The following is a 21,862-nucleotide window of genomic DNA, read 5'->3' as shown; positions in this document are numbered from 1 at the left end:
TTTGCAAGAGCCCGCAGATATAGCACCGTCTGCGGGCTTCGCGCCGTACGCGAGGCCAAGCATAAAAATGCGAAAACGAGGGATATATGCGCGGCTCACGCATCACACCGCTTATGCGGCGTCTTCCGGTTTTATGCGCGGTGATCGCGCTGGTTGCGGCCTGTTCGACCACGCCGCCTTCGTCCTCTTCCAATGACATCACCATCGGCCAGATCGATCCGCAGCGCGCCTCGATGGCGCTGCTGGAAGCGAAAGAGCGTCGCTCGAACGGGCAGCGGGTCTGGTGCGTGCCTTTCGCCCGCACCGCCAGCGGCATCAATATTCGCGGTAATGCGAAGGATTGGTGGGGCGCGGCGCAGGGCCTTTACGCCAACGGGCGGCAGCCGCAGCCCGGTTCGGTAATGGCGTTCCGCGCGACGGGGGGGATGCCGCTGGGCCACGTTGCCGTCGTGTCCGAAATCGTCTCCCCGCGCCATATCAGGATCGATCATGCCAACTGGCACCGCAATCAGGTGTCGATGAACATGAATGTCGTCGATGTGTCCGGGGCGGGGGACTGGTCCATGGTCCGGCTGGAAAGCCAGCCCGGCACCTATGGCAAGCCCTACCCGATCAACGGCTTCATCTATCCGCAACAACACTGAAGCGCGCCGCCGGTGTATGCGCTGTGCAGAAGCGGTGTACAGGCTGTGCACATCTTGCGCAGGCCAGATTATGTGATTTCAATGGCTTGCGGCGCGCAACCTTCGCAGATGCAACGCCCTTCCTGACACCAAAGTGACCACAGACGGCTTACGCCTGCGATCTCGCTTGGCTATGGTTTGACCTGTCCCGACGACAGGAGCCGCCATGCCGACCCGCCGCCTGATCCTCGCCAGCGGAGCCGCCTTCGGCACCATGGCCGCCCTTCCCGCCTTGGCGCAGAACGCTGATCGCCCGAACCCGATGCCAGATGTGCTGCGAGAGGCGCTGGAGCGTGACCCGACCTCGCCGGTGCTTGGAAATCCCGAGGGAAATATCACTCTGGTCGAGTTCTTCGATTACAACTGTCCGCATTGCCGCAAGATGGTCAATGTCGTGCAGCAGATCGTGTCGTCGGACCCGGAGCTGCGCGTGGTTTACCGCGAATGGCCGGTCTTCGGACCCGGTTCGGAATTCGCGGCGCAGGCTTCGCTTGCCTCGCTCAATCAGGGTAAGTACTGGCAATTCCATCAGGGTCTGCTGCTGATGCGCGACCGCGCGGAAGAGCCAAGCGTCATGCGGATCGCCCGCCGCGTCGGTCTGGACGAAGCCAAACTCCGCGCCGACATGCAGGCCCAGAACGTCACCGACCACATCGCCAACAGTGCCGAACTTGCCGATCACATGGGCCTGATGGGCACGCCGACATTCATGTGCGGCGACGAGGCGGTCTTTGGTGAGATGAGCCTGAAAGAGTTGCGCGAACTGGTCGAACGCGGCCGCAAGACGCTGGGCGTTGCCTGATCAGGCAAGCGCCAGCGCGCGGTCGAACGTGCAAAGCGCCAAACCTTCGGGCGTCAGATAGCCGAAATGCCGCTCTATCGCGCGTTGGACATCGTTTGACGTTGCCCGCGACATTCCCCTTTTCCGAAGGATTTCAGGTGCATGGCGCGGCGTGTCATTGTCACCGCGATGCGTCACGATGTTCGGGAAATGCGGATCGGTGACGGCGACCAGCCGCGACGGGATTTGATAGTGCCCATAGTCGAAGATGGTCCGCGTCGAATGCCGGATGCAGGCACCGGCGCTGAAAAACGGGCTGAACCAGTTATAGATACCCTCGGTCGGGCCGTCGGTGATGCAGTAGAAGATCGACGGAAAGCTGACGGCGAAATGCGCGTTCCGCCACATGCAGACCGCGTGACGGCGCAGGCGGCGGATGTAATCGGTGGCAACGCAATCGTCGTCATCCAGACGGAACTGCATCGTGTCTTTCAGGTCCAGCCCGATTTCCGCCGCGACCTGCTGGATCGCCTCCGAGATGTGGATCGGCGGCAGAAATCTAAGCACGACCTGCTCGTGACCCGCGCATATCTCGGCCAGCCGATCCTGATATTTCTTCGGCATCCGGTCCGAAGAGATCACCAGCAACTGAAAATCCGGGTCCGACTGATGGACCAGCGACCGCAGGGTCAGTTGCTCGAACGTGGCCAGCCGCGCCTCGATCCGGTCGGGCGTGAACAATTCCACCGCCTGCGCCTCATAGATCGCTTCCAGCGCTTCGTCCGGTTGATTCCGATAGGCTTTCCAATCGCCACGCCCCAACATCGAGAAGCGGCAGACACCAAGGATGCGGACGTCACGATCGTTCATGTCTAACCTTCAGCGATAGTGTTGCGGTCGTTCGGCAAGTTTACCCCGCCTCGATCAGATTGCGGACCAGACCCGGCCCCTGACTGCGATTGTTTGCATATTCGACGCTGCTTTGCACCAGTTCCGGGGATGGCGGCTCCCAGGTCGAGGCATCGTCGATGAACCCCAGTTCCTGCAAGCGCCGCGCCAAAGCCAGATGATCGATCTCACCCCAACTCAGGTGGTTCGACCGCGCCTGTCCCTTATCCATCCAATTGGCGACCAGCGTGTTGATGATATGCGGGGGTCGTCCGGTCATGCCCAGAATCTGATCGGCAATCGAATCATAGGCATTGTTGTCACGGCGCAGGATGAAGGCGAACTGCTTAGAGGGATCAGCCATCATTCCGGCAATGTGAAAGGCAGAACTATCCACCCCAACGATATGCGTCGCCGATTTGTAATAGCGGAACTGATCGACCAGCGGCATCCGTTCCGGGTGCATGATCGTATAGCCGTTGCGGGCCATGTTCTCTTCGATCGACATCTCGGCGATAATGCCGCCCCTGCCCCCGAATTTCGTGCGCGAGATATAGATCTTGCGCGGCTCGTCAGTCTCGACCCGCTCGGTCAGGCGGCGCATCGTCTCGCGATATTCCGGGGTGCCCTTGGCGATCAGGCCCAGCCCGAAGCCCTGCCCCGGCACCAACAATTCCTCAACCTCGATGGGGTGATGGGCGATGTGGATCTGCGCTTTCAGCCCCAGCAGGTTCCAGTAATCGGTGCGGTAAGAGTGAAACCCGTTCAGCTTTTCATGCTTCGGGATGAACACGACAGACTCGATATCATCGCGGTCGAAGGCCCAGCAGCGCGACATGGTTTCGGTCATGAAATGCCCGAAATGCCCATAGAAAAGGCCGCCCCACATGTGGCGGCCCGGCAGTCTGGACAGAGGTTCCACCGGCTCTTTCGAGGCCATCGTCAACCGCACCTTACCGCGCCACATCGAGGCGTGAAGGCAGTCGCCTTCCGCAGTCTGGACGCCGCAGACCTGTTGCATTCCCAACCCGGTCGGAGGATAGACGACGGCGTTTTTCAGAACGACGATCTCGCGGGACCAGCCTTCAGCAGGCAGTGGTTCGCTCATAGGTGCTCCTCGGTTGAACTTGGGTCCGACAGTTGGCGCGCTGGTTGATCAGCTTGTCATATCGGAGTTTGGAGCTGTCTGAAAGTCCGCTCTGCCGTCCTTAGCCCCATTCCCATGGTCGTGTGAACTCACCCAGTTTCTGCTGAACGGCTGCCTCATCCACCTGACCATCGCGCGACAGACGCGCCACCAGACCGCGCTTCTTGTCGTCCACCACATCGGTCACTTTCGCCCCGGTCCCCGCCAGCGCCTCGTTATAGACGCGGGCAATGGCCAGCTTGCGGAGATCGGGCTTGAAAATCTTGCCAACGGCGGTTTTCGGAAGCTCGTCCAGCACCTCGACATATTTCGGGACCGCGGCACGTTCGTGGATATGGTTGCGGGCATGCTCTATCAATTCGTCAACCGTGACCGAGGCGCCCGAGACAAGCTCGACATAGGCGCAGGGCAGTTCGCCCGCAAAGCCGTCAGGCTGACCAATCGCGCCAACGAAGGCCACGGCGGGATGCGACAGCAGGCCGTCCTCGATCTCGGCGGGGTCGATATTGTGGCCGCCACGGATGATCAGATCCTTGGCGCGACCCGTGATCCACAGATAGCCATCGGCATCCAGCCGACCCAGATCGCCGGTGCGCAGATAAATATCCTCGGCGAACAGACGGTGGTTCTTGTCCACTTCGGTATAGGTCGAGCCGGGCAGGACGCCGGGATTCGAGACGCAGATCTCGCCCACCTCGTCCACGCCGCATGCATGTGCATTGCCCGCATCGTCGTGGTTCAGGATACGCACATGCGTATAGGGCAGCGGAATCCCGACCGAGCCGACCTTTTTCACCCCATCGACCGGGTTGCAACTGACCAGACAGGTCGCCTCGGTCAGGCCATAGCCCTCGGCAATCTCGACGCCGGTTGCGGCCTTGAAACGGTTATAGAGTTCAAGCGGCAGCGGGGCCGAGCCAGAGATCGCGGTTTTCAGGGCCGAAACATCCGCATTCACCGGGCGCTGCATCAGCGCGGAAATCGCCGTTGGCACGGTGATCAGGAAGGTACACTGCCACCGCTCCATCAACTTCCAGAAGTTGTCGAACACGCCTTCGCCCCGATAACCCGCAGGCGTCGGCAGGATCACATGCGCGCCCGAGCCGATACAGGACATCAGCACCGGATAGGCCGCGAAGACGTGGAACATCGGCAGCGGACACATCAGCACGTCGGTTTCATCAAACAGCAGCGTGCCGCCCAGCCAGCCGTTATAGATCATCCCGGAATATTTGTGCTGCGCGACCTTGGGCGTGCCGGTGGTGCCGCCGGTGTGGAAATAGGCGGCGATGCGGTCTTCCTGCACGTCCTCGAAATCCAGCCTCGTGTGCTTCTGGCTGCTGGTCGCGGCTTCGAAATCCAGAACCTCGGCGTGATGCTTGACGGTGGTTTTGGGGCGGATCAGCGGGACGATGTAGTGCTTGATCCCCTTCAGATGACGGTTCAGGTCGATCTGGATGATATGGGTGACGTTCGGCGCCTCGGCCACGGCGGCGGCGGCCTTCTGGGCGACATCGGTCTTGGGGAACGACTTCAGCGTCACCAGAACCTTTGCGCCGGTTTCGCGCAGGATGCCCGCGATCTGGCTGGCATCCAGCAGCGGATTGATCGGGTTGACGATGCCTGCGGTGGCACCGGCCAAAAGGACCACCGGCGTCTCGATGCTGTTCGGCAGCAGATAGGCGACCGTATCGGTCGGACCCACACCAAGACTGCGGAACAGGTTCGCCGTCTCGGTCACGCGCGCCAGCAGGTCGCGCCAGTTCAGCGTGACAGCATGGTCGCGTTCACCGGACAAAAGCTGAAAGCTGATCGCCGGGCGTTCCGGAAAACGTTGAGCCGTTTGCGACAGAAAACCATAGATCGTCTTTGGCAGATCGCGCGATTCGTAAGGCATCGCGTTTTCTACGGCATCACGATCTTCATAGCTGATGAAGCGGCCCATTTTTCCTCCCCCTGCGGAACCCGGTTACTCCGGTTCCTTCCCTGCATCGTAGCATGGGCCATAGCAGGGAAGTGGGGCAAGAGCTTTGCGCCCGGCTGTCGGTTGAAACGCGGCGTCAGTTAAGCCCGACGCCGCGTCTCGGAAGGTCAGGCAGATTTAGGGATCCTAAGCGTCTGGCCGGGATAGATCTTGTCCGGGTCGGACAGCATCGGCCGGTTCGCCTCGAAGATGGCGTTATACTTGTTCGCATCGCCCAGATAGGCCTTGGCGATTGCCGACAGGGTTTCCCCCTTCTTCACCTCGTGGAAGACCGGCGCTTCGCCTGCATCCTTGGGCAGATCGGCCTCGACCTTGGCGATGCCTTCGATATTGCCGATAGCGAGAACCAGCTTTTCAAGCGTCTCGCGATCCGCACCGCGGGATTCCAGCTTCACCGTGTCGCCCTTCAGCGTCAGATGAACGTCGTCCTTGTCCAGCTTCAGCGCCCGAAGTTCGGCCTTGAGAGCCTCGACCTTGCGCGTCGTATCTGCGTCCTGCGCCGGAGCGGCGGGCGCTGCGGTGGTTTCGGCGGGTTTCGGCGTCGCGGCCTCGGCCTTGCCGAATACCGATTTCCCGGCATCTTTCACGAAATCCCAGATGGCCATGTTTCTGTCCTTTTCGGGTGGTTAGACGTGATCACGATGCAGAAACGTCAGGCAGAGTTGAAGGGTTCCGGCACAGTCATCCGGGCGGCAAAGCGCCGCCATTCCCGCGAATGTCGAGTCCGTGAATAGAAAAGCAACCTTTGGTTGTATATGATTGGCTCAGCCGTCCTGTCGGGATAGTCCCGGCGCAAAGCAGAAGAACCACGGGAATGACCTCCGCCATGACCTCTCTCCGTTTGTCGGCGCTTGCCTTCGTCTCGGTGCTTGCCGCCTGCGCTCAGGAGGGCGGCCAGTCTCCCTCTGGCAGCGATCCCCATGATGTGCAGGCGACGGCGCCGGGACAGGCGACGTGCCTTCGGACAACGCATTCGCAGAATCAGGCGGGCGCTGCGGCGACCAATGCGATGCGGGCGCGGTCCGGGCTGCCTCCGGTCCGGCCCAATCCGACGCTGTCGCGCGTGGCGGCAGAGCATGCCTGCGACATGGCACAACGCGGGCGGATGACGCATCGCGGCTCCTCCAGCGCCGGACCGGGACCACGGGTCAAGGCAGCGGGCTACGCACCCTCGATCACGGCAGAGAATATCGCGGCGGGCCCCTTCGATCAGGGCCGGGTGCTGAGTGAGTGGAACCGATCCTCGGGCCATGTCGCCAACCTGCTGATCCCGCAAATGCGCGATTACGGCATCGGTCAGGCCATTGGCGCAGATGGCAGAACGCGGTTCTGGTCAGCCGTCTATGCAGCGCCGCGCCAATAGGTGATGCTGAAAGCCTCGCGCGGTTGACCGGCGAGCGGTCCTAGCCCCCGATTGCTGAGACCCCCGTCAAAGGCTGCTCTTGCAGATCATCGGTGAACTGCATCCGCGCCAGCCGCGCATAAAGCCCGTTCTGCGCCACCAGCTCTTCATGCGTGCCCTCGGCCACGATACGGCCATGTTCCAGCACGATGATCCGGTCGGCCTTCTTCACCGTGGCCAGCCGATGCGCGATGACCACGGTCGTGCGTCCCTCGGACAGTCGCGAAACGGCGGCCTGAACCAATGCCTCGGATTCGGCGTCCAGCGCGCTTGTCGCCTCGTCCAGAAGAAGCACCGGCGCATCGCGCAGAATGGCGCGGGCGATGGCGATACGCTGACGTTGCCCGCCCGACAGCATCACCCCGCGCTCGCCAAGCTGCGTCTCGTAGCCCAGCGGCAGCGACCGGATAAAGTCATCGGCATGAGCGGCGCGGGCGGCGGCCTCGACCTCGGCATCGCTGGCTTTGGGGCGGCCAAGGCGGATGTTTTCGGCGGCAGTCGTCGCGAAGATCACCGGGTCTTGCGGCACCAGCGCCATCGCCTGACGGAAATCGTCGCGGCGCATGTCGCGCAGGTCGATCCCGTCCAGCGTCACCCGCCCCGCACCCGGATCCCAGAAGCGTTGGGCAAGCTGGATGATCGTGGTCTTGCCTGCACCAGACGGGCCGACAAGTGCCACCGTCTCACCGGGCCGGATCACCAGATCGACGCCTTCCAGCGCCGAAACATCGGGCCGGGTCGGATAGTGGAAACTGACCCCTTCCAGCGCGATCTGCCCCTTGACCGGGCGGGGCAAGGCAACCGGATTGGCGGGATCGGTCAGCGCATCCTCGGCTGCCAGCAATTCGCCCAGCCGCTCGGTCGCGCCCGCCGCGCGCTGTAATTCGCCCCAGATTTCCGACAATGCGCCGCTGCTGCTGGCCACAAGGATCGCGTAGATCACGAACTGCACCAACTGCCCGGCGGTCATCGCACCTTCGCGCACGTCGCGCGCACCAATCCACAACACGCCGATCACCCCGGCGAAGATCAGGAAAATGACGATGGCCGTCATCACCGCCCGCGTGCGGATGCGGGTCAGGGCGACATCGAAACTTTGCTCGGTTGCCGTGTCGAAACGGGCGCTGCTGCGCGCCTCATGCGTGTAGGCCTGAACCGTCTGCGCGGCCAGAAGCGTCTCGGACGCCATGCCGGAGGATGCCGCGATCCAGTCCTGATTCTCGCGCGACAGGCGGCGCAGGCGGCGGCCCAGCACGATGATCGGCACAAGGATCGCCGGAACGATCAACAGCACCAGCCCCATCAGCTTGACCGAGGTCAGCGCAAGCAGCACCAGCCCCCCGGCCAGCACCAGCATATTGCGAAGCGCGATCGACAGCGACGAGCCGACGACCGATTGCACCAGCGTCGTATCGGTGGTGATGCGTGACAGGATCTCGCCGGTCATCACCCGTTCGAAAAAGCCGGGGCTCAGGGTGACGACACGGGCAAAGACCGCCTTGCGAATGTCCGCAACGACCCTTTCGCCCAGCCGGGTGACGAAGAAATAACGGGCGGCGGTCCCCACCGCCAGCAACGCAACGATGCCAAGGGCGGCGGCGAAATATTCGTCCAGCAGGCCCGCGCCATCGTCGAAATTATCGACCACGCGGCGCACGGCCAGCGGCAGAACAAGGCTGATCGCCGAGGTCAGCACCAAGGCCACGACCGCGATCAGAACCTGTCCGCGATAGGGCCGGATGAACGGCCACAACGCGCCTAGCGCGCCGACCTTCTTGCTGGTCGGCCGATCCTCGGTAAGGGTGTCGCCCCGTGCCATGGCTTCCTGTTCAGTATTGCTGTGCCGTCGTCGGTTTAGGCTGTGGATGCCGCAAGAACAAGCAGGCGAGACCGGAATGACGGCGACAGAGTGAAGCACGATCAGGGTGAAAGAAGAGTGCCCGCCCGGAATCAAGGTGCCGACAGGCACCGCCGGGCATTGCCCGTCCGCCCCATCGGGCGGGCGATGCCCTTCGTTTCAGGTGGCAGACGCGCCCTACAGACTGATCTCTCCGTCCGCTATCGCCCGCTCAAGCGCATCGACGGCGAGGGCCAGCTTCTCATCAATGATGTGCAGATATTGCGTCCAGTCCGACAGCATCTGCAACTCGGCCACCCCGTCCGAAATTCCCCGCAACCCGATCAGTGGTAGCCCGAAATGCTGCGCGGCGCGCAGATGGGCGAAGGTTTCCATATCGACCATATCCTCGGCAATGTCGTCATAGGCGGCACCGCTGACGATATTGGCGCCGGTGGAAAGCGTCGCCTCGGGCAGGTCGGGGATGCGGTAAGGCAGATCGACGCGCGGCGGCAGATCAAGTAACGGCGTCTGTCCGCGCGGGAAGCCCAGCGGTGAGGCATCCATGTCGCGATAGGCGACGGCGCTGGCCTGATAGATCTCGGCCTGCTGCAGCGATGCCGACCCGGCAGAGCCCAGCGAGACGATCAGCTTTGGCAAAACGGGCATCGCGGAAAGCGCGGCGGTCAGCTTCACGGCGGCCTCGACCGGGCCAATGCCGGTGATCAACGGGCTGATCCGCGCGCGCAAGGCCGGGCCATATTCCGGTTCGGCCGCCATGACGAAAAGCACGGGCAGGCCCGCGATCTGATCGGGCTCGGGGATCTGCATGGCGGTTCCTTTGCGCTGTCACATCTTGGGGTCTCATGCCGCGCCGTTCCGGTCAAGTCGCCGGATTGGCCCTTGTCTGGGTCTGGCGGGCATGCAAATTGCAGCAACATGGGCAAGATCAGCGACCTGTATCGAGAACGTGTAGCCAGCGGCAAGCTGGAGCCGGACGCCGCGCAGCAGGCGGTTCTGCCGCATCTGGACCGGGTTCTGGATGATCTGGCGCAGCTTCCTGCGGCAACTTCGGGCAAGCCGCGTTCCGGCTGGCGTGCCTTCTTCGGCGGCGGCAGCTCTCCTGCCGAGTCGGGCGCGCAGGTGAAGGGGCTTTACCTCTGGGGCGGCGTCGGGCGCGGTAAATCGATGCTGATGGACATGATGGCCGAAGCCTCGCCCCTGCCGGCGCGGCGGGTGCATTTCCATGAATTCATGCAGGAAATTCAGGTCGGCCTGAACGAAGCGCGCAAGCGTGGCGATCAGGACGCCGTGAAGCCGGTGGCAATGGCCGTCGCGGCCAAGGTGCGGCTTTTGTGTTTCGACGAGATGCAGATCACCGATATCGCCGATGCGATGATCGTGGGACGGCTGTTTCAGGTGCTGCTGGATCAGGGGGTTGTCATCGTCACCACCTCGAACCGGGCACCCGAAGAGCTTTACAAGAACGGACTGAACCGTCAGCTTTTCCTGCCCTTCATCGCGCTGATCCGCGAACGGATGGATGTGGTTTGCCTCGACAGCCAGACCGACCATCGACAGGGCCGCAGCACCGGCGGGCAGGTCTGGTTCACCCCCGCCAATGCGGCGGCGCGCGAGGCTTTGGATGCGGTATGGGCTGAGGAAACCCAGGGGGCTGCGCCCACGCCTCTGGTGATCGAGATGAAGGGCCGCAGCTTCGATCTGCCCGCCCATGCGGGTGATGTGGCGCGAGCCGGGTTCTGGGATCTCTGTGGCAAGCCGCTTGGCGCGGCGGATTATCTGGCGCTGGCGCAGCGGGTTCGGGTGCTGATCATCGACGGCGTTCCCCGGTTGTCATCCGCGAACTATAACGAGGCCAAGCGGTTCGTGACGCTGATCGATGCGCTTTACGAGGCCAAGGTGCGTCTGTTCGCCAGCGCAGCGGATGAGCCGGAGCTGCTTTATGCCGAGGGCGAGGGCAGTTTCGAGTTCGAGCGGACGGCCAGTCGGTTGCGCGAGATGCAGGATGCGGATTGGGGCGGCGAGGCCGGGGGCCAGCCCCCGAACCCCCGGGATATTTAGACCAACGCAAATCAGCCGTTTTCGCGGAGGATCCTGCCTGCAAGATACAGCGAGCCGCAGATCAGGATGCGGGCCTGTGGGGCGGTTTCGATGATCGCCGCAATGGCCGAGGCGGCGTCGGTTGCGGTGCGGGTGGTGATGCCGACGCTTTCGGCAGCTTTGGCGGTCTCGGCTGCGGGCAGCGTGTTCGGCTCGCCCGGAATATCGATGGCGGTCAGCGTCTCGGCAAAGGGGGCCAGCGGGCGAAGATAGCCCGCGATGTCCTTGGTGTTCAGCATGCCGCAGACCAGATGGGTCGGGCGGGATGGCAGGGTTTCGAAGGTCGCGGCAAGCGCCTCGCCCCCTGCCGGGTTATGGCCGCCGTCAAGCCAAAGCTCTGCTTGCGGTCCCGCCAGATCGACTAGCGGGCCGTGGCGCAGGCGTTGCATACGGGCGGGCCATTCGGCTTGCGTCACCGCGGCGAGCGCCTGTGCGTCGGTTGCGTTCAGGTGGCGAAGGGCGGCAAGCGCCGCGCCTGCATTCTGGATTTGATGCGGGCCGATCAGGTTCGGCAGCGGCAGATCCCAGAGGCCGAAATCGTCCTGATAGACCATGCCGTCACGGTCGCGGGCGATCTGCCAGTGCTGGCCGTGGACGAACAGCGGCGCTGCGAGGCCCGAGGCGCGGTTTTCGATCACGCGCAGGGCTTCGTCCTGTTGCGGGCCGACGATGCACGGGACGGTGCGCTTGATGATCCCGGCCTTTTCCCCTGCGATCAGCGGCAGGGTATCGCCAAGATATTGTGTGTGGTCGATGCTGATCGGGGTGATCACCGTCAGCGCGGGTTCATCGATCACATTGGTCGCGTCAAGGCGACCGCCAAGCCCGACCTCAAGCAACGTATAATCCGCCGGGACGCGCGAAAAGGCGAGGAAGGCGGCGGCGGTGGTGATCTCGAAGAAGGTGATCGGCTGGCCGTCATTGGCGGCCTCGCATTCTTCCAGCACTGCCGCCAGATCGGCTTCGGGGATCAGGTCGCCCGCCAGCCGGATGCGTTCGTGAAAGCGCGCCAGATGCGGCGAGGTATAGGCGTGGACGCGCTTGCCCCCTGCCTCAAGCCCCGCACGGATCATCGCCTGGGTCGAGCCCTTGCCGTTCGTGCCTGCGACATGGATCACCGGCGGGATCGACCGTTCGGGATTGCCAAGCGCGCCAAGCAGCCGGTGCATCCGGTCAAGCGACAGGTCGATGACCTTCGGATGCAGCGCCATCAGGCGGTCGAGGATGGCGTCTGTATGGCTCATGGCAGGGCTTTGTCGGGTTCTATTCGACTTTGGCGGGCGCAGCCGCAGCCAGTTCTTCGGGCGAAGGCGCGGGCAGTTCGGCCTTGGTCGGCGCGGGTAGGTTGCCCAGCATCCGCAGGATCGAGATCAGCTCGTTCCGCAATTCCTTCCGATGCGTCACCCGGTCCAGCATGCCGTGTTCCAGCAGGTATTCGGCGCGCTGGAAACCCTCGGGCAGTTTTTCGCGAATGGTCTGTTCGATCACGCGGGGACCGGCAAAGCAGATCAGCGCGTTCGGCTCGGCAATCTGGATGTCACCCAGCATCGCATAGCTGGCGGTGACGCCGCCCGTGGTCGGATGGGTCAGCACGACGATATAGGGCAGGCCCGCTTCCTTCAGCATCTCGACCGCGACGGTGGTGCGCGGCATCTGCATCAGCGACAGGATGCCTTCCTGCATCCGCGCCCCGCCAGCAGCCGAGAACAGGACCAAGGGGCGTTTCAGCTTCACCGCGCGTTCGGCAGCGGCGATGATGGCGTTGCCGACATACATCCCCATCGAGCCGCCCATGAAGCTGAAATTCTGTGCGGCGGCGACAATGGGGGTGCGGCCCATCTCGCCTTCAGCGACCAACATCGCCTCTTTCTCGCCGGTGGATTTCTGCGCGGCCTTCATCCGGTCGGGATATTTTTTCTGGTCGCGGAATTGCAGCGGATCGGCGATCGGCTCTGGCACCTTGACCTCAAGGAACACGCCGCCGTCGAACAGCGCCGTGAAGCGGTCACGGGGCGAAATCGCCAGGTGATGATCGCAGGTCGAACACACGTTCAGATTGTCCGACAACTCACGGTGGAACAGCATGGTCCCGCATTCCGGGCACTTCGTCCACAGATTGTCCGGCACCTCGCGACGCGAGAAGAGCGAGTTGATGCGCGGGCGGACGTAGTTGGTGATCCAGTTCATTCGCGAGCGACCTCGGGCTGTTTGCGGTTCCCGAAATAGGGCGCATGACGGGGAATTGCAATTGCCGCATGGTCTGTCAAAGATGCGCGGCATGTGGACTTCCTTGCTGGTTCTTCTTCACACGGCGCTTGTCTGGGGCTTTATCGCCCGGGTTTTGATCCGTCCCCGTCTTGACCCTTCGGTGCGGCTTGCATGGATCATGGTGATCGAGGCAGTGCCCGTCGTCGGGCTGATCGCCTATGTGCTGTTCGGCGAGGTGCGGATGAACCAGGCCGAGGTGCAGCGGATGGGCGACGTTCGCGACCGGTTGACCGGGTTGAAGATCACCCTGCCCGATCTGATCGCCTATCCGCCGGACTATGCGCGCACCGTCGTTGCGGCCAATGCGGCGGTCGGCGGCATGATCGCGCTGACCGGCAACCGTATCTCTTTGCTGGAAGAATCGGATGAGGCGATCGACCGGCTGATCGACGCCATCGACCGCGCTCAGGATCATGTGCATGTGCTGTTCTACATCTGGCTGCCCGATCACAGCGGCGGCAAGGTCGCCGAGGCGATTGGCCGCGCTGCCGGTCGGGGCGTTGCCTGCCGGGTGATCGTGGATGCGCTTGGCTCTCGTTCGCTGGTCAATTCGCCGCTGTGGAAGAAGATGCAGGATGCTGGCGCGGAATGCGTGACGGCGTTTCCGTGGGGCCTTCCCTTCATCAGCATCCTGTTCCGCAGGCTGGATCTGCGCAATCACCGCAAGATTTTGGTCATCGACAATCGCGTGGCCTTTACCGGCAGCCGCAACTGCTCTGACATGGCCTTCGCGGTCAAACCGCGCTTTGCGCCGTGGATCGATGTGCTGTTCCGGGTGGAGGGGCCGGTCGTGCGCCAGCTTCAGTCGGTCTTTCTGGCCGACTGGATGAGCTATACCGGACGTGACCTCGGCGACATGCTGACCACCGTGGATGCGGTCGATCTGCCGGGCCAGATCGCGCAGGTGGTGGCAACCGGGCCGGATCGGCGGGCGGGCAGCATCTCGGACTGCCTGAACGCGATGCTGCACGCGGCGGAAGACAATATCGTCATCACTACTCCCTATTACGTGCCCGATGTCGCGCTGGATTCGGCGGTCCGGGCGGCGGCGCGGCGCGGGGTCAAGGTGACGATGATCCTGCCCGCCCGAAACGATTCGATGGTGGTGGGCGCCACCTCGCAGGGTTTCTATTATGGCCTTCTGTCGGCGGGCGTCAGGATCATGCTGTTCGAGCCCGGCTTGCTGCATGCCAAGATCATGACCGTCGATGGCCGCATCGCCATGGTCGGCAGCGCCAACCTCGACCGCCGCAGCTTCGAGCTGAATTACGAGGTGAACATGGCGGTCTTCGACCCTGAACTGATCGCCGAACTGGATGCCCGTCAGGCGACCTATGTCGAACGCTCGCGCGAGATCACACTGGACGAGGTCCGCGATTGGAGCGTGCTGCGCCGCCTGCGCAATAACCTTGCCGCGCTGGCCTCGCCGCTGCTGTAGCCGCCGATGCCGTTTTACAGCGGCAGCGTGGAAATGTAGGCTTGGCTGCAGCCAGAGATGACGGAGCTTCCCATGTCGCAGAACGATCTCTCGAACCAGACCTGTGTTCCCTGCGAAGGCGGCATGCCCGCGATGCCGGCGGATGAAGCGCGGCAGATGATGGGGGAATTGGATAGCTGGAAGCTGTCCGAGGACGGCACCTCGATCAGCCGCCGTTTCGAGTTCAAGGGCTTCGCCAAGGCGGTCGAGATGGCGAATCTGGCAGCGTGGTTGGGCAACAAACAGGGGCATCACCCCGATATCGGATTCGGCTGGGGCTACTGTCAGGTCACGTTCACCACCCACTCCGCCGGGGGATTGACCCGGAATGACTTCATTTGTGCGGCAAAACTGGATCACCTGGTCGCCTGAAACTTGTCGGAAAGCACTTCCCGCGCTATCCCTGAGGCGTCCGGTTCATACAACCTTGGGTCGATATGTCGGCTGCACGATTCGACGATTCGTTTTATCTTTCAATCGCGTTCATCAAAGCGCGCAATCCTGCGCTTTGGCGCGATGACGAGCCTTGCGATGCCTGATCGTCAGGATGACCGGACGAGCTTTGGCGCGACCGAGAAGCCCGGCGGCTGGCTGGGCCGCAAGATGCGCGAATCGGCGGGGCGGCAATGGGCCAATCTCGCGCAGCGGGCGCTGAGATCCCGCCGCAGCCCGGATATTCATCTGTGTGATGAGGCGCGGCTGCTGCATGCCGACCTGACCCGCTTCCTGCAACGCGCCGATGCGCTGCAGGAAGGCCGGAAGGGGCAGACCCTGCCCGATCTGCCGCCGGGGACCGACTGGAAATGGCAGCTTTTGTCGATGCGCGGCGGCATTTCGCCCGCCGCCGTCATCGGCCCGCAATCCGGTCGCCGTTTCGGCAGCGAGCTTGCCCTGTGGCACGATTGCGCCCGCCATGCGCTGATCCTGCGCCAATTGCCCAACCGGACCCGCCCGGTCCATCCCGCCTTTGGCCTTCAACTGGAAATCCTTGGCTTCAGCGGCAGCTATCTATCGCTGTCGCTGGATCTGCCCGACGAAATCCTGACCGGGCTGGATCGGCGTCAGGTGCTGCGGCTGGACACGATCATGCAGGCGGAACGCGCGATTACTGTCTATGCGAGGCTGAATCTTGTGCAGGGACCGAATACCGAAACCATCCTGCGCCAGATGGGCCACCCGATTGACGGCCCCAATGCACAACGGAACGTGGAATTTGATCTGGCCTATGCCGATCTGGCCGAACAGCCGGTCAGCAAGGTCTGGCTGGACCTGATTTTCGAGAAACCGAATATGAACGCCGTCACGATTCACGATCTGATCCTGTCGCGCCATCCTCGGGCCGCGGTCTGAAAGGGAACCGGATGCAATTCTTCGATCACGGCGTTCATGACGGCATCTGGTCCGGGCTTCTGGAGGCAGATCGCGCCCCTGCCCGGCTTTATGTCACCCTTCGCGGCGAGATCGTGGCCAAGGCGATCCTGTCCGATGGGCCGAAGAAGGAAAGCTGGCAGGTGCAGGTTGCGCTGCCGGGACAGGTCATCTCGGACGGGGTGCATTCGCTGGTCCTTGTCGCAGATGATGCCGATACCGATGCGCCGGTGCAGGCCGACGCGCTGCATCTGGGGCGTCTGGCCCTGCTGGCGGGCACGCCGCTCAACCGTGATGTTGAGGCCGAAATCGCACTTCTGCGGGACGAGCTTGAGCTTCTGAAGCGTGAATTCAGGCATTTCGCCGCAGGCGATTAAGCCCGTCGCACGACTGTCACGCGCACGTTGCCATTCCTTGCGAAAAGCAGACCGGGCCTCTATATCGGCCCTTCCCCTTTCCCGCCCCCGGCTTTCCGCGCGAAGGACCAGCATGACCGAGCTTCAGACGCCCTTCTACCTGATCGACAAATCCCTGTTGCGCGCCAACATGGAAAAGGTCGCGCGACTGCGCGAGTTGTCAGGGGCCAAGGCGCTGCTGGCGCTGAAATGCTTTGCCACTTGGTCGGCCTTTGATTTCATGCGCGACTATATGGACGGGACCACCTCGTCCTCGCTGTTCGAATTGCGGCTGGGCCATGAGGAATTCGGCAAGGAAACCCATGCCTATTCCGTCGCCTGGGCCGATCACGAGATCGACGAGGCGATCACCTATGCCGACAAGATCATCTTCAACAGCCTGAGCCAGCTTGACCGTTTCGGCGAAAAGGCCAAGGACATCACCACCGGGTTGCGGCTGAACCCGCGCTTCTCGACCTCGGGCTTTGATCTTGCCGATCCGGCGCGGCCGTTCTCGCGCCTTGGCGAATGGGACATTGCGCGGCTGGAAGCGGCGATGGACCGGATCAGCGGCGTCATGATCCATTATAATTGCGAGAACGGCGATTTCGACCTGTTCGACCACCAGCTTTCGCGGATCGAGACCGAATTTGGCGATATCCTGCAAAAGCTGGACTGGGTCAGCCTTGGCGGCGGCATCCATTTCACCGGCGAAGGTTATCCGCTGGAGAAACTGGCCGACCGGCTGAAGGCGTTTCAGGATCGTTTCGGTGTGCAGGCCTATCTGGAACCGGGCGAGGCCAGCATCACCAAGACCACCTCGCTGGAGGTCAGCGTTCTGGACATCATCAATAACGGCAAGGATGTCGCCATCGTCGATAGCAGTATCGAGGCGCATATGCTGGATCTGCTGATCTATCGCGAAACGGCCAAGCTGCCGCAGCAAGGTGATCACGCCTATCAGATCGCGGGCAAGACCTGTCTGGCGGGCGATATTTTCGGCGAGGCGCGCTTTGCCCAGCCGCTGAAGATCGGCGACCGCATCAGCATCGCCGATGCGGCGGGCTATACGATGGTGAAGAAGAACTGGTTCAACGGTGTCGCCATGCCCTCGATCGCGATCCGTGAAGAGGACGGAACGATCCGTCCGGTCCGCCGCTTTTCCTATGATGACTACAAAGGCAGCCTGTCCTGAGGCGCCCCAAACTCTGCACCCCCTGAAAGGAGTCGGAATTGGCCAAGAAGAACGTCCTGATCATTGGCGCGGGTGGCGTCGCGCAAGTTGTCGCCCATAAGGTCGCGCAGCAGGCCGCCGAATTCGGCGATCTGCATATCGCGAACCGCACGCAGTCCAAGGCGGATGCGATCATCGACAGCCTGCGCTTAAAGGGACACGACATGCCCTTCATCAGCCATCAGCTTGACGCGATGGACAGTGAAGCGGTCGAGGAATTGCTGCGCAAGCTGAACATCGGCATCGTCATCAATGTCGGCTCGGCCTTTATCAACATGACGGTTCTTGATGGCTGCATTGCGGCGGGATCGGCCTATATCGACACAGCCATCCATGAAGACCCGGCCAAGGTTTGCGAAACGCCGCCATGGTATGCGAATTACGAATGGAAGCGCCGCGACGATGCTGCGGAAGCAGGCGTCACCGCCATTCTGGGCGCGGGCTTCGATCCGGGCGTGGTCAACGCCTATGCGCGTCTGGCCGAGGATGAATATTTCGACAAGATCGACGAGATCGACATCGTCGATATCAATGCCGGTTCGCATGGCCGCTGGTTCGCCACCAATTTCGACCCCGAGATCAATTTCCGCGAATTCACCGGCACCGTCTATTCGTGGCAAGGTGGCGAGTGGAAATCGAACAAGATGTTCGAGGTCGGTCGCGAATGGGATCTGCCCGTCGTCGGCAAGCGCAAGGCTTACCTTTCGGGCCATGACGAGGTTCACAGCCTCTCGGCCCGTTACAAGGATGCCGATGTGCGCTTCTGGATGGGCTTTGGCGATCACTATATCAACGTCTTCACCGTGCTGCAGAACCTTGGCCTGCTGTCGGAACAGCCCGTCAAGACCGCCGAGGGGCAAGAAGTCGTCCCGCTTAAAGTGGTCAAGGCCGTGTTGCCCGATCCGGCCAGCCTTGCGCCCGATTACGAAGGCAAGACCTGCATCGGCGATCTGGTCAAAGGCACCCGCGACGGCAAGCCGGGCGAGGTGTTCATCTATAACGTCGCCGACCACAAGGACGCCTTCAACGAGGTCGGCAGCCAGGGCATCAGCTATACGGCGGGTGTGCCCCCTGTCGCGGCGGCGGTGCTGATCGCGCGCGGCGTCTGGGACGTGAAGAAGATGGTCAATGTCGAGGATCTGCCCGCGCGGCCCTTCCTTGAACTTCTGGGCGATCTGGGCCTGCCGACCCGCGTCATCGACGCCACCGGCGATCACCCGATCTAAGACCTGCGTGACCGAATGCAAAACGGGCCGGCAATCGCCGGCCCGTTCGCATTTCCAAAGGTCGAAACCTTATTGCGGCAACTGCGCCGCGACTTGGTTCACGGCAGCTTCGATCTGCTGGCATTGCGCCTCGACCGTGGTGCCCTGACCAGTTGCGGCTTCCTCGAGATTGACCTCGGTGCCGCCGATGGACACGGTGCCTGCGGCACCTTTCTGTTCGGCTTCGTCGCCCGCAGCGGCATCACCCGCCGGCAGCATACCGATCATTTTTTCCTGCGCGGCTACCGCTTCAGCGCCGCTGAAACCTTGCTCTTGGCAGTGCTTCAGGATGCCAAGCTGATTGCGGGCAGCCAGATAAGCCTGCGCCGGATCGATCCCCGCCGCTTCGGGCGACGGTGCCGCATCAGGGGCGGGCGCGGTGTCCTGCGCAAAGGCCACCGGTGCGGCGACGAGGCTCAGGGTAGCGGCAAGTGCGATATGGCGAAACATTATGAGCTCCTTGTTCGTCATAAAAACGCGCCAGTTGCGGCGCGTGTGCATAGCTAACGTCAGAATGCGGGCGAGGTTCAGGGGGGCCGGGATTTTTTCTTGGATTTCAGCGGCTTTCTGCCGGTGCCCTCGGTTCGGACCGATCTGTGTCAGCGAAACTCGGCTGACAACCACACCCCACAGGCTGTTGAGCGAGTAGCGGACACGATTTCGCGTGCCGCGACGAAAATGGAAAAACCTTCCATTGCATCTTGGATAATCACCTTGGTTGCCTTAATGCAGATGATGCATGGTGCGCGATGGTATACCAAGATTCGTGCGTGACTCGCATTCCGCCACACCGCCATGATGCCGCGAGAAGGAGAATCCAGGATGAGCAAGACCGCATATACCGAACGTCATGGCCTTGAGGTCGCCGAGGAACTGGCCAGCTTCGTCGAAACCCGTCTGCTGCCCGGCACCGGCGTGGATGCGGATCGCTTCTGGTCGGGCTATGCGGAACTGCTGAACGATTTCGCGGGCGAGAACCGCGCCTTGCTTGACCGTCGCGAAGAGCTGCAATCGCAGATCGACGCATGGCACAAGGCGCGCGGCAACCAGCCCTGGGACGCCGCCGCCTATCGCGCCTTCCTGACCGAGATCGGCTATCTGGTCGCCGAACCCGCGCCCTTCGCCATCGAGAACGGCAAGGTTGATCCCGAAATCGCCACGCTTGCCGGGCCGCAGCTTGTCGTCCCGGTCAGCAATGCCCGCTTCGCCCTGAACGCCGCCAATGCGCGGTGGGGCTCACTTTACGATGCGCTTTACGGCTCGGACGTTCTCGGCGCTCCTCCGGCTGGCGGCGGCATCGACCCAGCGCGCCGTGACGCCGTGGTCGCCTATGTCGCCCGCTTCCTTGATGAGACCTTCCCGCTGGCCAGCGGCAGCCATGCCGATGTCACCGCCTATGGCGCGGATGCCGACGGCCTGACCGCCAGCATCGGCGACACCGAAACCCGCCTCGCCGATCCGTCGGCCTTTATCGGCACCCGCAACGAGGGCAAGGATACCGGCTATCTGTTGCGCCATCACGGGCTGCATGTCGAACTGATCGTGAACCCGGATCATCCGATTGGCGCAGCCTCTGCCTCCGGGCTGCGCGATGTGATCGTGGAAGCCGCCCTGACCGCGATTCAGGATTGCGAAGACAGCGTCGCCGCCGTCGATGCCGAGGATAAGGTGGCCGTTTACACCAACTGGCTTGGCCTGATGAAAGGCGATCTGGTCGAAAGTTTCGACAAGGGCGGCAAGACCCTGACCCGTAAACTGGCCGATGATCGCAGCTATACCCGCCCCGATGGCAATACCGAAACACTGCCGGGCCGCGCCCTGCTGCTGGTCCGCAATGTCGGCCATCTGATGACCACCGACGCGGTCAAGCTGAACGGTCAGGAAACGCCCGAGGGGCTGATGGATGCCATGGTCACCACCGCCGCCGCCCTGCACGACCTGAAGCGCAGCGAGGGCTTGGGCAACAGCCGCGCCGGTTCGGTCTATGTCGTGAAACCCAAGATGCACGGCCCCGACGAGGCCGCCTTTGCCGACCGCGTCTTTACCAAGGTCGAACAAGTGCTGAGCCTGCCCGCCAACACCGTCAAGCTGGGCCTGATGGATGAGGAACGCCGGACCAGCGCCAACCTTGCCGCCTCGATCGGTGCGATCCGCAATCGGGTCGTGTTCATCAATACCGGCTTCCTCGACCGCACCGGGGACGAGATCCACACCTCGATGCAGGCGGGCGCTTTCGTCGGCCGCGCAGGCATGCGCGCGGCGGGCTGGTTGTCGGCCTATGAGGATCGCAATGTCATCATCGGCCTGAACTGCGGCCTGCGCGGCAAGGCACAGATCGGCAAGGGTATGTGGGCCAAGCCCGACGCGCTGGCCGAAATGCTGGAGGTGAAGATCGGGCATCCGAAGGCCGGGGCAAACACCGCATGGGTGCCCAGCCCGACCGCCGCGACGCTGCACGCGCTGCACTATCACAAGGTCAACGTAGCCGAGGTGCAAGAGGGGCTGATGGGCCGTCCCGTCCCGGATCTGGACCTGCTGCTGACCCCGGCTTTGGTCGGCGACACCCCCCTTTCGCGTGAAGAGGTTCTGCGCGAGGTGGACAATAGCTGTCAGGGTATCCTTGGCTATGTGGTGCGTTGGGTGGATCAGGGCATCGGTTGTTCGAAGGTGCCGGATATCGACGATGTGCAACTGATGGAGGACCGCGCCACCTGCCGCATCAGCGCGCAATACATGGCGAACTGGCTTGAACAGGGCCTGATCTCGGAAGCCGAGGTCGAGGATGCTTTGCGCCGGATGGCGGTGAAGGTGGACGGCCAGAACGCGGGCGATCCGGCCTATATCCCGATGGCCCCCGGCTTCGACGGCCCGGCTTTCGAGGCCGCGCGCGATCTGATCCTGACCGGCACCAAGCAACCCTCGGGCTATACCGAACCGGCGCTGCATGCCCGGCGGAAAGAGGCCAAGGCGCTTCGGCGCTAGGCCTCTACCCCCGGCAGTCCGCATCTGCTG

The 21,862-nt window shown here is 62.7% G+C and carries 20 protein-coding genes; 11 read left to right on the top strand and 9 right to left on the bottom strand.

The window, feature by feature from the left end; all coding sequences use genetic code 11:
- Positions 1 to 86: 86 nt before the first annotated feature.
- Positions 87 to 644: a CHAP domain-containing protein gene (locus tag JJJ17_RS09830; protein WP_234464019.1), complete on the top strand. Its 558-nt coding sequence runs from the start codon at positions 87 to 89 to the stop codon at positions 642 to 644.
- Positions 645 to 849: 205 nt separating this feature from the next.
- Positions 850 to 1,485 (top strand): DsbA family protein, encoded by a 636-nt coding sequence (locus JJJ17_RS09825; protein WP_200685922.1) that lies wholly within the window; start codon positions 850 to 852, stop codon positions 1,483 to 1,485.
- Here JJJ17_RS09825 and JJJ17_RS09820 read toward each other — a convergent pair whose 3' ends face one another.
- The 4 genes from JJJ17_RS09820 to lysM all read right to left on the bottom strand — a co-directional run bounded on the left by JJJ17_RS09820 (position 1,486) and on the right by lysM (position 6,088).
- Positions 1,486 to 2,334, bottom strand: coding sequence for a glycosyltransferase (locus JJJ17_RS09820; protein WP_200685921.1), 849 nt, complete (start codon positions 2,332 to 2,334; stop codon positions 1,486 to 1,488).
- A gap of 40 nt (positions 2,335 to 2,374) precedes the next feature.
- Positions 2,375 to 3,460, bottom strand: a complete 1,086-nt coding sequence (locus tag JJJ17_RS09815) for a glycosyltransferase family 61 protein (RefSeq protein WP_200685919.1) — start codon at positions 3,458 to 3,460, stop codon at positions 2,375 to 2,377.
- Positions 3,461 to 3,560: 100 nt separating this feature from the next.
- On the bottom strand, positions 3,561 to 5,444 hold the full coding sequence (locus JJJ17_RS09810; protein WP_200685918.1) for an acyl-CoA synthetase: 1,884 nt from the start codon (positions 5,442 to 5,444) through the stop codon (positions 3,561 to 3,563).
- A 146-nt stretch (positions 5,445 to 5,590) separates the two neighbouring features.
- Positions 5,591 to 6,088 carry a peptidoglycan-binding protein LysM gene (gene lysM / locus JJJ17_RS09805; RefSeq protein ID WP_200685917.1) on the bottom strand — a complete coding sequence of 166 codons (498 nt, stop codon included), beginning with the start codon at positions 6,086 to 6,088 and terminating at the stop codon, positions 5,591 to 5,593.
- 221 nt (positions 6,089 to 6,309) lie between these two features.
- Between lysM and JJJ17_RS09800 the strand changes: the two genes are divergently transcribed.
- Complete coding sequence (locus tag JJJ17_RS09800; RefSeq protein ID WP_200685916.1) at positions 6,310 to 6,846, top strand: CAP domain-containing protein; 537 nt, start codon at positions 6,310 to 6,312, stop codon at positions 6,844 to 6,846.
- 40 nt (positions 6,847 to 6,886) lie between these two features.
- Here the strand turns inward: JJJ17_RS09800 and JJJ17_RS09795 are convergent, their stop codons facing one another.
- Positions 6,887 to 8,704: an ABC transporter transmembrane domain-containing protein gene (locus JJJ17_RS09795; RefSeq protein ID WP_200685915.1), complete on the bottom strand. Its 1,818-nt coding sequence runs from the start codon at positions 8,702 to 8,704 to the stop codon at positions 6,887 to 6,889.
- A gap of 216 nt (positions 8,705 to 8,920) precedes the next feature.
- Entirely contained in the window at positions 8,921 to 9,553 is a 633-nt protein-coding gene (locus JJJ17_RS09790) for a 5'-methylthioadenosine/S-adenosylhomocysteine nucleosidase (protein ID WP_200685914.1), read from the bottom strand.
- A 108-nt stretch (positions 9,554 to 9,661) separates the two neighbouring features.
- Between JJJ17_RS09790 and zapE the strand changes: the two genes are divergently transcribed.
- Positions 9,662 to 10,804, top strand: a complete 1,143-nt coding sequence (gene zapE, locus JJJ17_RS09785; protein WP_200685913.1) for a cell division protein ZapE — start codon at positions 9,662 to 9,664, stop codon at positions 10,802 to 10,804.
- 11 nt (positions 10,805 to 10,815) lie between these two features.
- Here the strand turns inward: zapE and JJJ17_RS09780 are convergent, their stop codons facing one another.
- Positions 10,816 to 12,087, bottom strand: coding sequence for a bifunctional folylpolyglutamate synthase/dihydrofolate synthase (locus JJJ17_RS09780; protein WP_200685912.1), 1,272 nt, complete (start codon positions 12,085 to 12,087; stop codon positions 10,816 to 10,818).
- Positions 12,088 to 12,106: 19 nt separating this feature from the next.
- Complete coding sequence (accD, locus tag JJJ17_RS09775; protein ID WP_200685911.1) at positions 12,107 to 13,030, bottom strand: acetyl-CoA carboxylase, carboxyltransferase subunit beta; 924 nt, start codon at positions 13,028 to 13,030, stop codon at positions 12,107 to 12,109.
- Between the two features lie 91 nt (positions 13,031 to 13,121).
- Between accD and cls the strand changes: the two genes are divergently transcribed.
- The 6 genes from cls to JJJ17_RS09745 all read left to right on the top strand — a co-directional run bounded on the left by cls (position 13,122) and on the right by JJJ17_RS09745 (position 18,811).
- Positions 13,122 to 14,549 (top strand): cardiolipin synthase, encoded by a 1,428-nt coding sequence (gene cls / locus JJJ17_RS09770; RefSeq protein ID WP_200685910.1) that lies wholly within the window; start codon positions 13,122 to 13,124, stop codon positions 14,547 to 14,549.
- 72 nt (positions 14,550 to 14,621) lie between these two features.
- On the top strand, positions 14,622 to 14,960 hold the full coding sequence (locus tag JJJ17_RS09765; protein WP_200685908.1) for a 4a-hydroxytetrahydrobiopterin dehydratase: 339 nt from the start codon (positions 14,622 to 14,624) through the stop codon (positions 14,958 to 14,960).
- Positions 14,961 to 15,119: 159 nt separating this feature from the next.
- Positions 15,120 to 15,938, top strand: a complete 819-nt coding sequence (locus JJJ17_RS09760) for a DUF6478 family protein (RefSeq protein ID WP_200685906.1) — start codon at positions 15,120 to 15,122, stop codon at positions 15,936 to 15,938.
- 11 nt (positions 15,939 to 15,949) lie between these two features.
- Positions 15,950 to 16,333 (top strand): hypothetical protein, encoded by a 384-nt coding sequence (locus tag JJJ17_RS09755; protein WP_200685904.1) that lies wholly within the window; start codon positions 15,950 to 15,952, stop codon positions 16,331 to 16,333.
- 112 nt (positions 16,334 to 16,445) lie between these two features.
- On the top strand, positions 16,446 to 17,546 hold the full coding sequence (gene nspC / locus JJJ17_RS09750; RefSeq protein ID WP_200685903.1) for a carboxynorspermidine decarboxylase: 1,101 nt from the start codon (positions 16,446 to 16,448) through the stop codon (positions 17,544 to 17,546).
- A 38-nt stretch (positions 17,547 to 17,584) separates the two neighbouring features.
- Positions 17,585 to 18,811 carry a saccharopine dehydrogenase family protein gene (locus JJJ17_RS09745; protein WP_200685901.1) on the top strand — a complete coding sequence of 409 codons (1,227 nt, stop codon included), beginning with the start codon at positions 17,585 to 17,587 and terminating at the stop codon, positions 18,809 to 18,811.
- A gap of 69 nt (positions 18,812 to 18,880) precedes the next feature.
- Here JJJ17_RS09745 and JJJ17_RS09740 read toward each other — a convergent pair whose 3' ends face one another.
- On the bottom strand, positions 18,881 to 19,300 hold the full coding sequence (locus JJJ17_RS09740; RefSeq protein ID WP_200685899.1) for a pore-forming ESAT-6 family protein: 420 nt from the start codon (positions 19,298 to 19,300) through the stop codon (positions 18,881 to 18,883).
- A 372-nt stretch (positions 19,301 to 19,672) separates the two neighbouring features.
- On the opposite strand from JJJ17_RS09740, the gene JJJ17_RS09735 reads away from it, so the two are divergent.
- Positions 19,673 to 21,832: a malate synthase G gene (locus JJJ17_RS09735; protein WP_200685897.1), complete on the top strand. Its 2,160-nt coding sequence runs from the start codon at positions 19,673 to 19,675 to the stop codon at positions 21,830 to 21,832.
- The last annotated feature ends 30 nt before the right edge of the window (positions 21,833 to 21,862 follow it).

It is taken from the genome of Paracoccus caeni (assembly GCF_016629665.1).
GTDB lineage: Bacteria > Pseudomonadota > Alphaproteobacteria > Rhodobacterales > Rhodobacteraceae > Paracoccus > Paracoccus caeni.
This window is presented reverse-complemented; position numbering and strand designations above follow the sequence as displayed.

Excerpts from the sequence above, each read along its gene's own strand:
- JJJ17_RS09780 (WP_200685912.1), bottom strand. The coding sequence starts at position 12,087 with ATGAGCCATACAGACGCCATCCTCGACCGCCTGATGGCGCTGCATCCG.
- JJJ17_RS09765 (WP_200685908.1), top strand. The coding sequence starts at position 14,622 with ATGTCGCAGAACGATCTCTCGAACCAGACCTGTGTTCCCTGCGAAGGC.
- JJJ17_RS09810 (WP_200685918.1), bottom strand. The coding sequence starts at position 5,444 with ATGGGCCGCTTCATCAGCTATGAAGATCGTGATGCCGTAGAAAACGCG.
- JJJ17_RS09735 (WP_200685897.1), top strand. The coding sequence starts at position 19,673 with ATGAGCAAGACCGCATATACCGAACGTCATGGCCTTGAGGTCGCCGAG.
- lysM (WP_200685917.1), bottom strand. The coding sequence starts at position 6,088 with ATGGCCATCTGGGATTTCGTGAAAGATGCCGGGAAATCGGTATTCGGC.
- JJJ17_RS09795 (WP_200685915.1), bottom strand. The coding sequence starts at position 8,704 with ATGGCACGGGGCGACACCCTTACCGAGGATCGGCCGACCAGCAAGAAG.
- JJJ17_RS09800 (WP_200685916.1), top strand. The coding sequence starts at position 6,310 with ATGACCTCTCTCCGTTTGTCGGCGCTTGCCTTCGTCTCGGTGCTTGCC.
- JJJ17_RS09825 (WP_200685922.1), top strand. The coding sequence starts at position 850 with ATGCCGACCCGCCGCCTGATCCTCGCCAGCGGAGCCGCCTTCGGCACC.
- JJJ17_RS09760 (WP_200685906.1), top strand. The coding sequence starts at position 15,120 with ATGCCTGATCGTCAGGATGACCGGACGAGCTTTGGCGCGACCGAGAAG.
- accD (WP_200685911.1), bottom strand. The coding sequence starts at position 13,030 with ATGAACTGGATCACCAACTACGTCCGCCCGCGCATCAACTCGCTCTTC.
- JJJ17_RS09815 (WP_200685919.1), bottom strand. The coding sequence starts at position 3,460 with ATGAGCGAACCACTGCCTGCTGAAGGCTGGTCCCGCGAGATCGTCGTT.
- nspC (WP_200685903.1), top strand. The coding sequence starts at position 16,446 with ATGACCGAGCTTCAGACGCCCTTCTACCTGATCGACAAATCCCTGTTG.
- zapE (WP_200685913.1), top strand. The coding sequence starts at position 9,662 with ATGGGCAAGATCAGCGACCTGTATCGAGAACGTGTAGCCAGCGGCAAG.
- JJJ17_RS09755 (WP_200685904.1), top strand. The coding sequence starts at position 15,950 with ATGCAATTCTTCGATCACGGCGTTCATGACGGCATCTGGTCCGGGCTT.
- JJJ17_RS09830 (WP_234464019.1), top strand. The coding sequence starts at position 87 with ATGCGCGGCTCACGCATCACACCGCTTATGCGGCGTCTTCCGGTTTTA.
- cls (WP_200685910.1), top strand. The coding sequence starts at position 13,122 with ATGTGGACTTCCTTGCTGGTTCTTCTTCACACGGCGCTTGTCTGGGGC.
- JJJ17_RS09740 (WP_200685899.1), bottom strand. The coding sequence starts at position 19,300 with ATGTTTCGCCATATCGCACTTGCCGCTACCCTGAGCCTCGTCGCCGCA.
- JJJ17_RS09790 (WP_200685914.1), bottom strand. The coding sequence starts at position 9,553 with ATGCAGATCCCCGAGCCCGATCAGATCGCGGGCCTGCCCGTGCTTTTC.
- JJJ17_RS09820 (WP_200685921.1), bottom strand. The coding sequence starts at position 2,334 with ATGAACGATCGTGACGTCCGCATCCTTGGTGTCTGCCGCTTCTCGATG.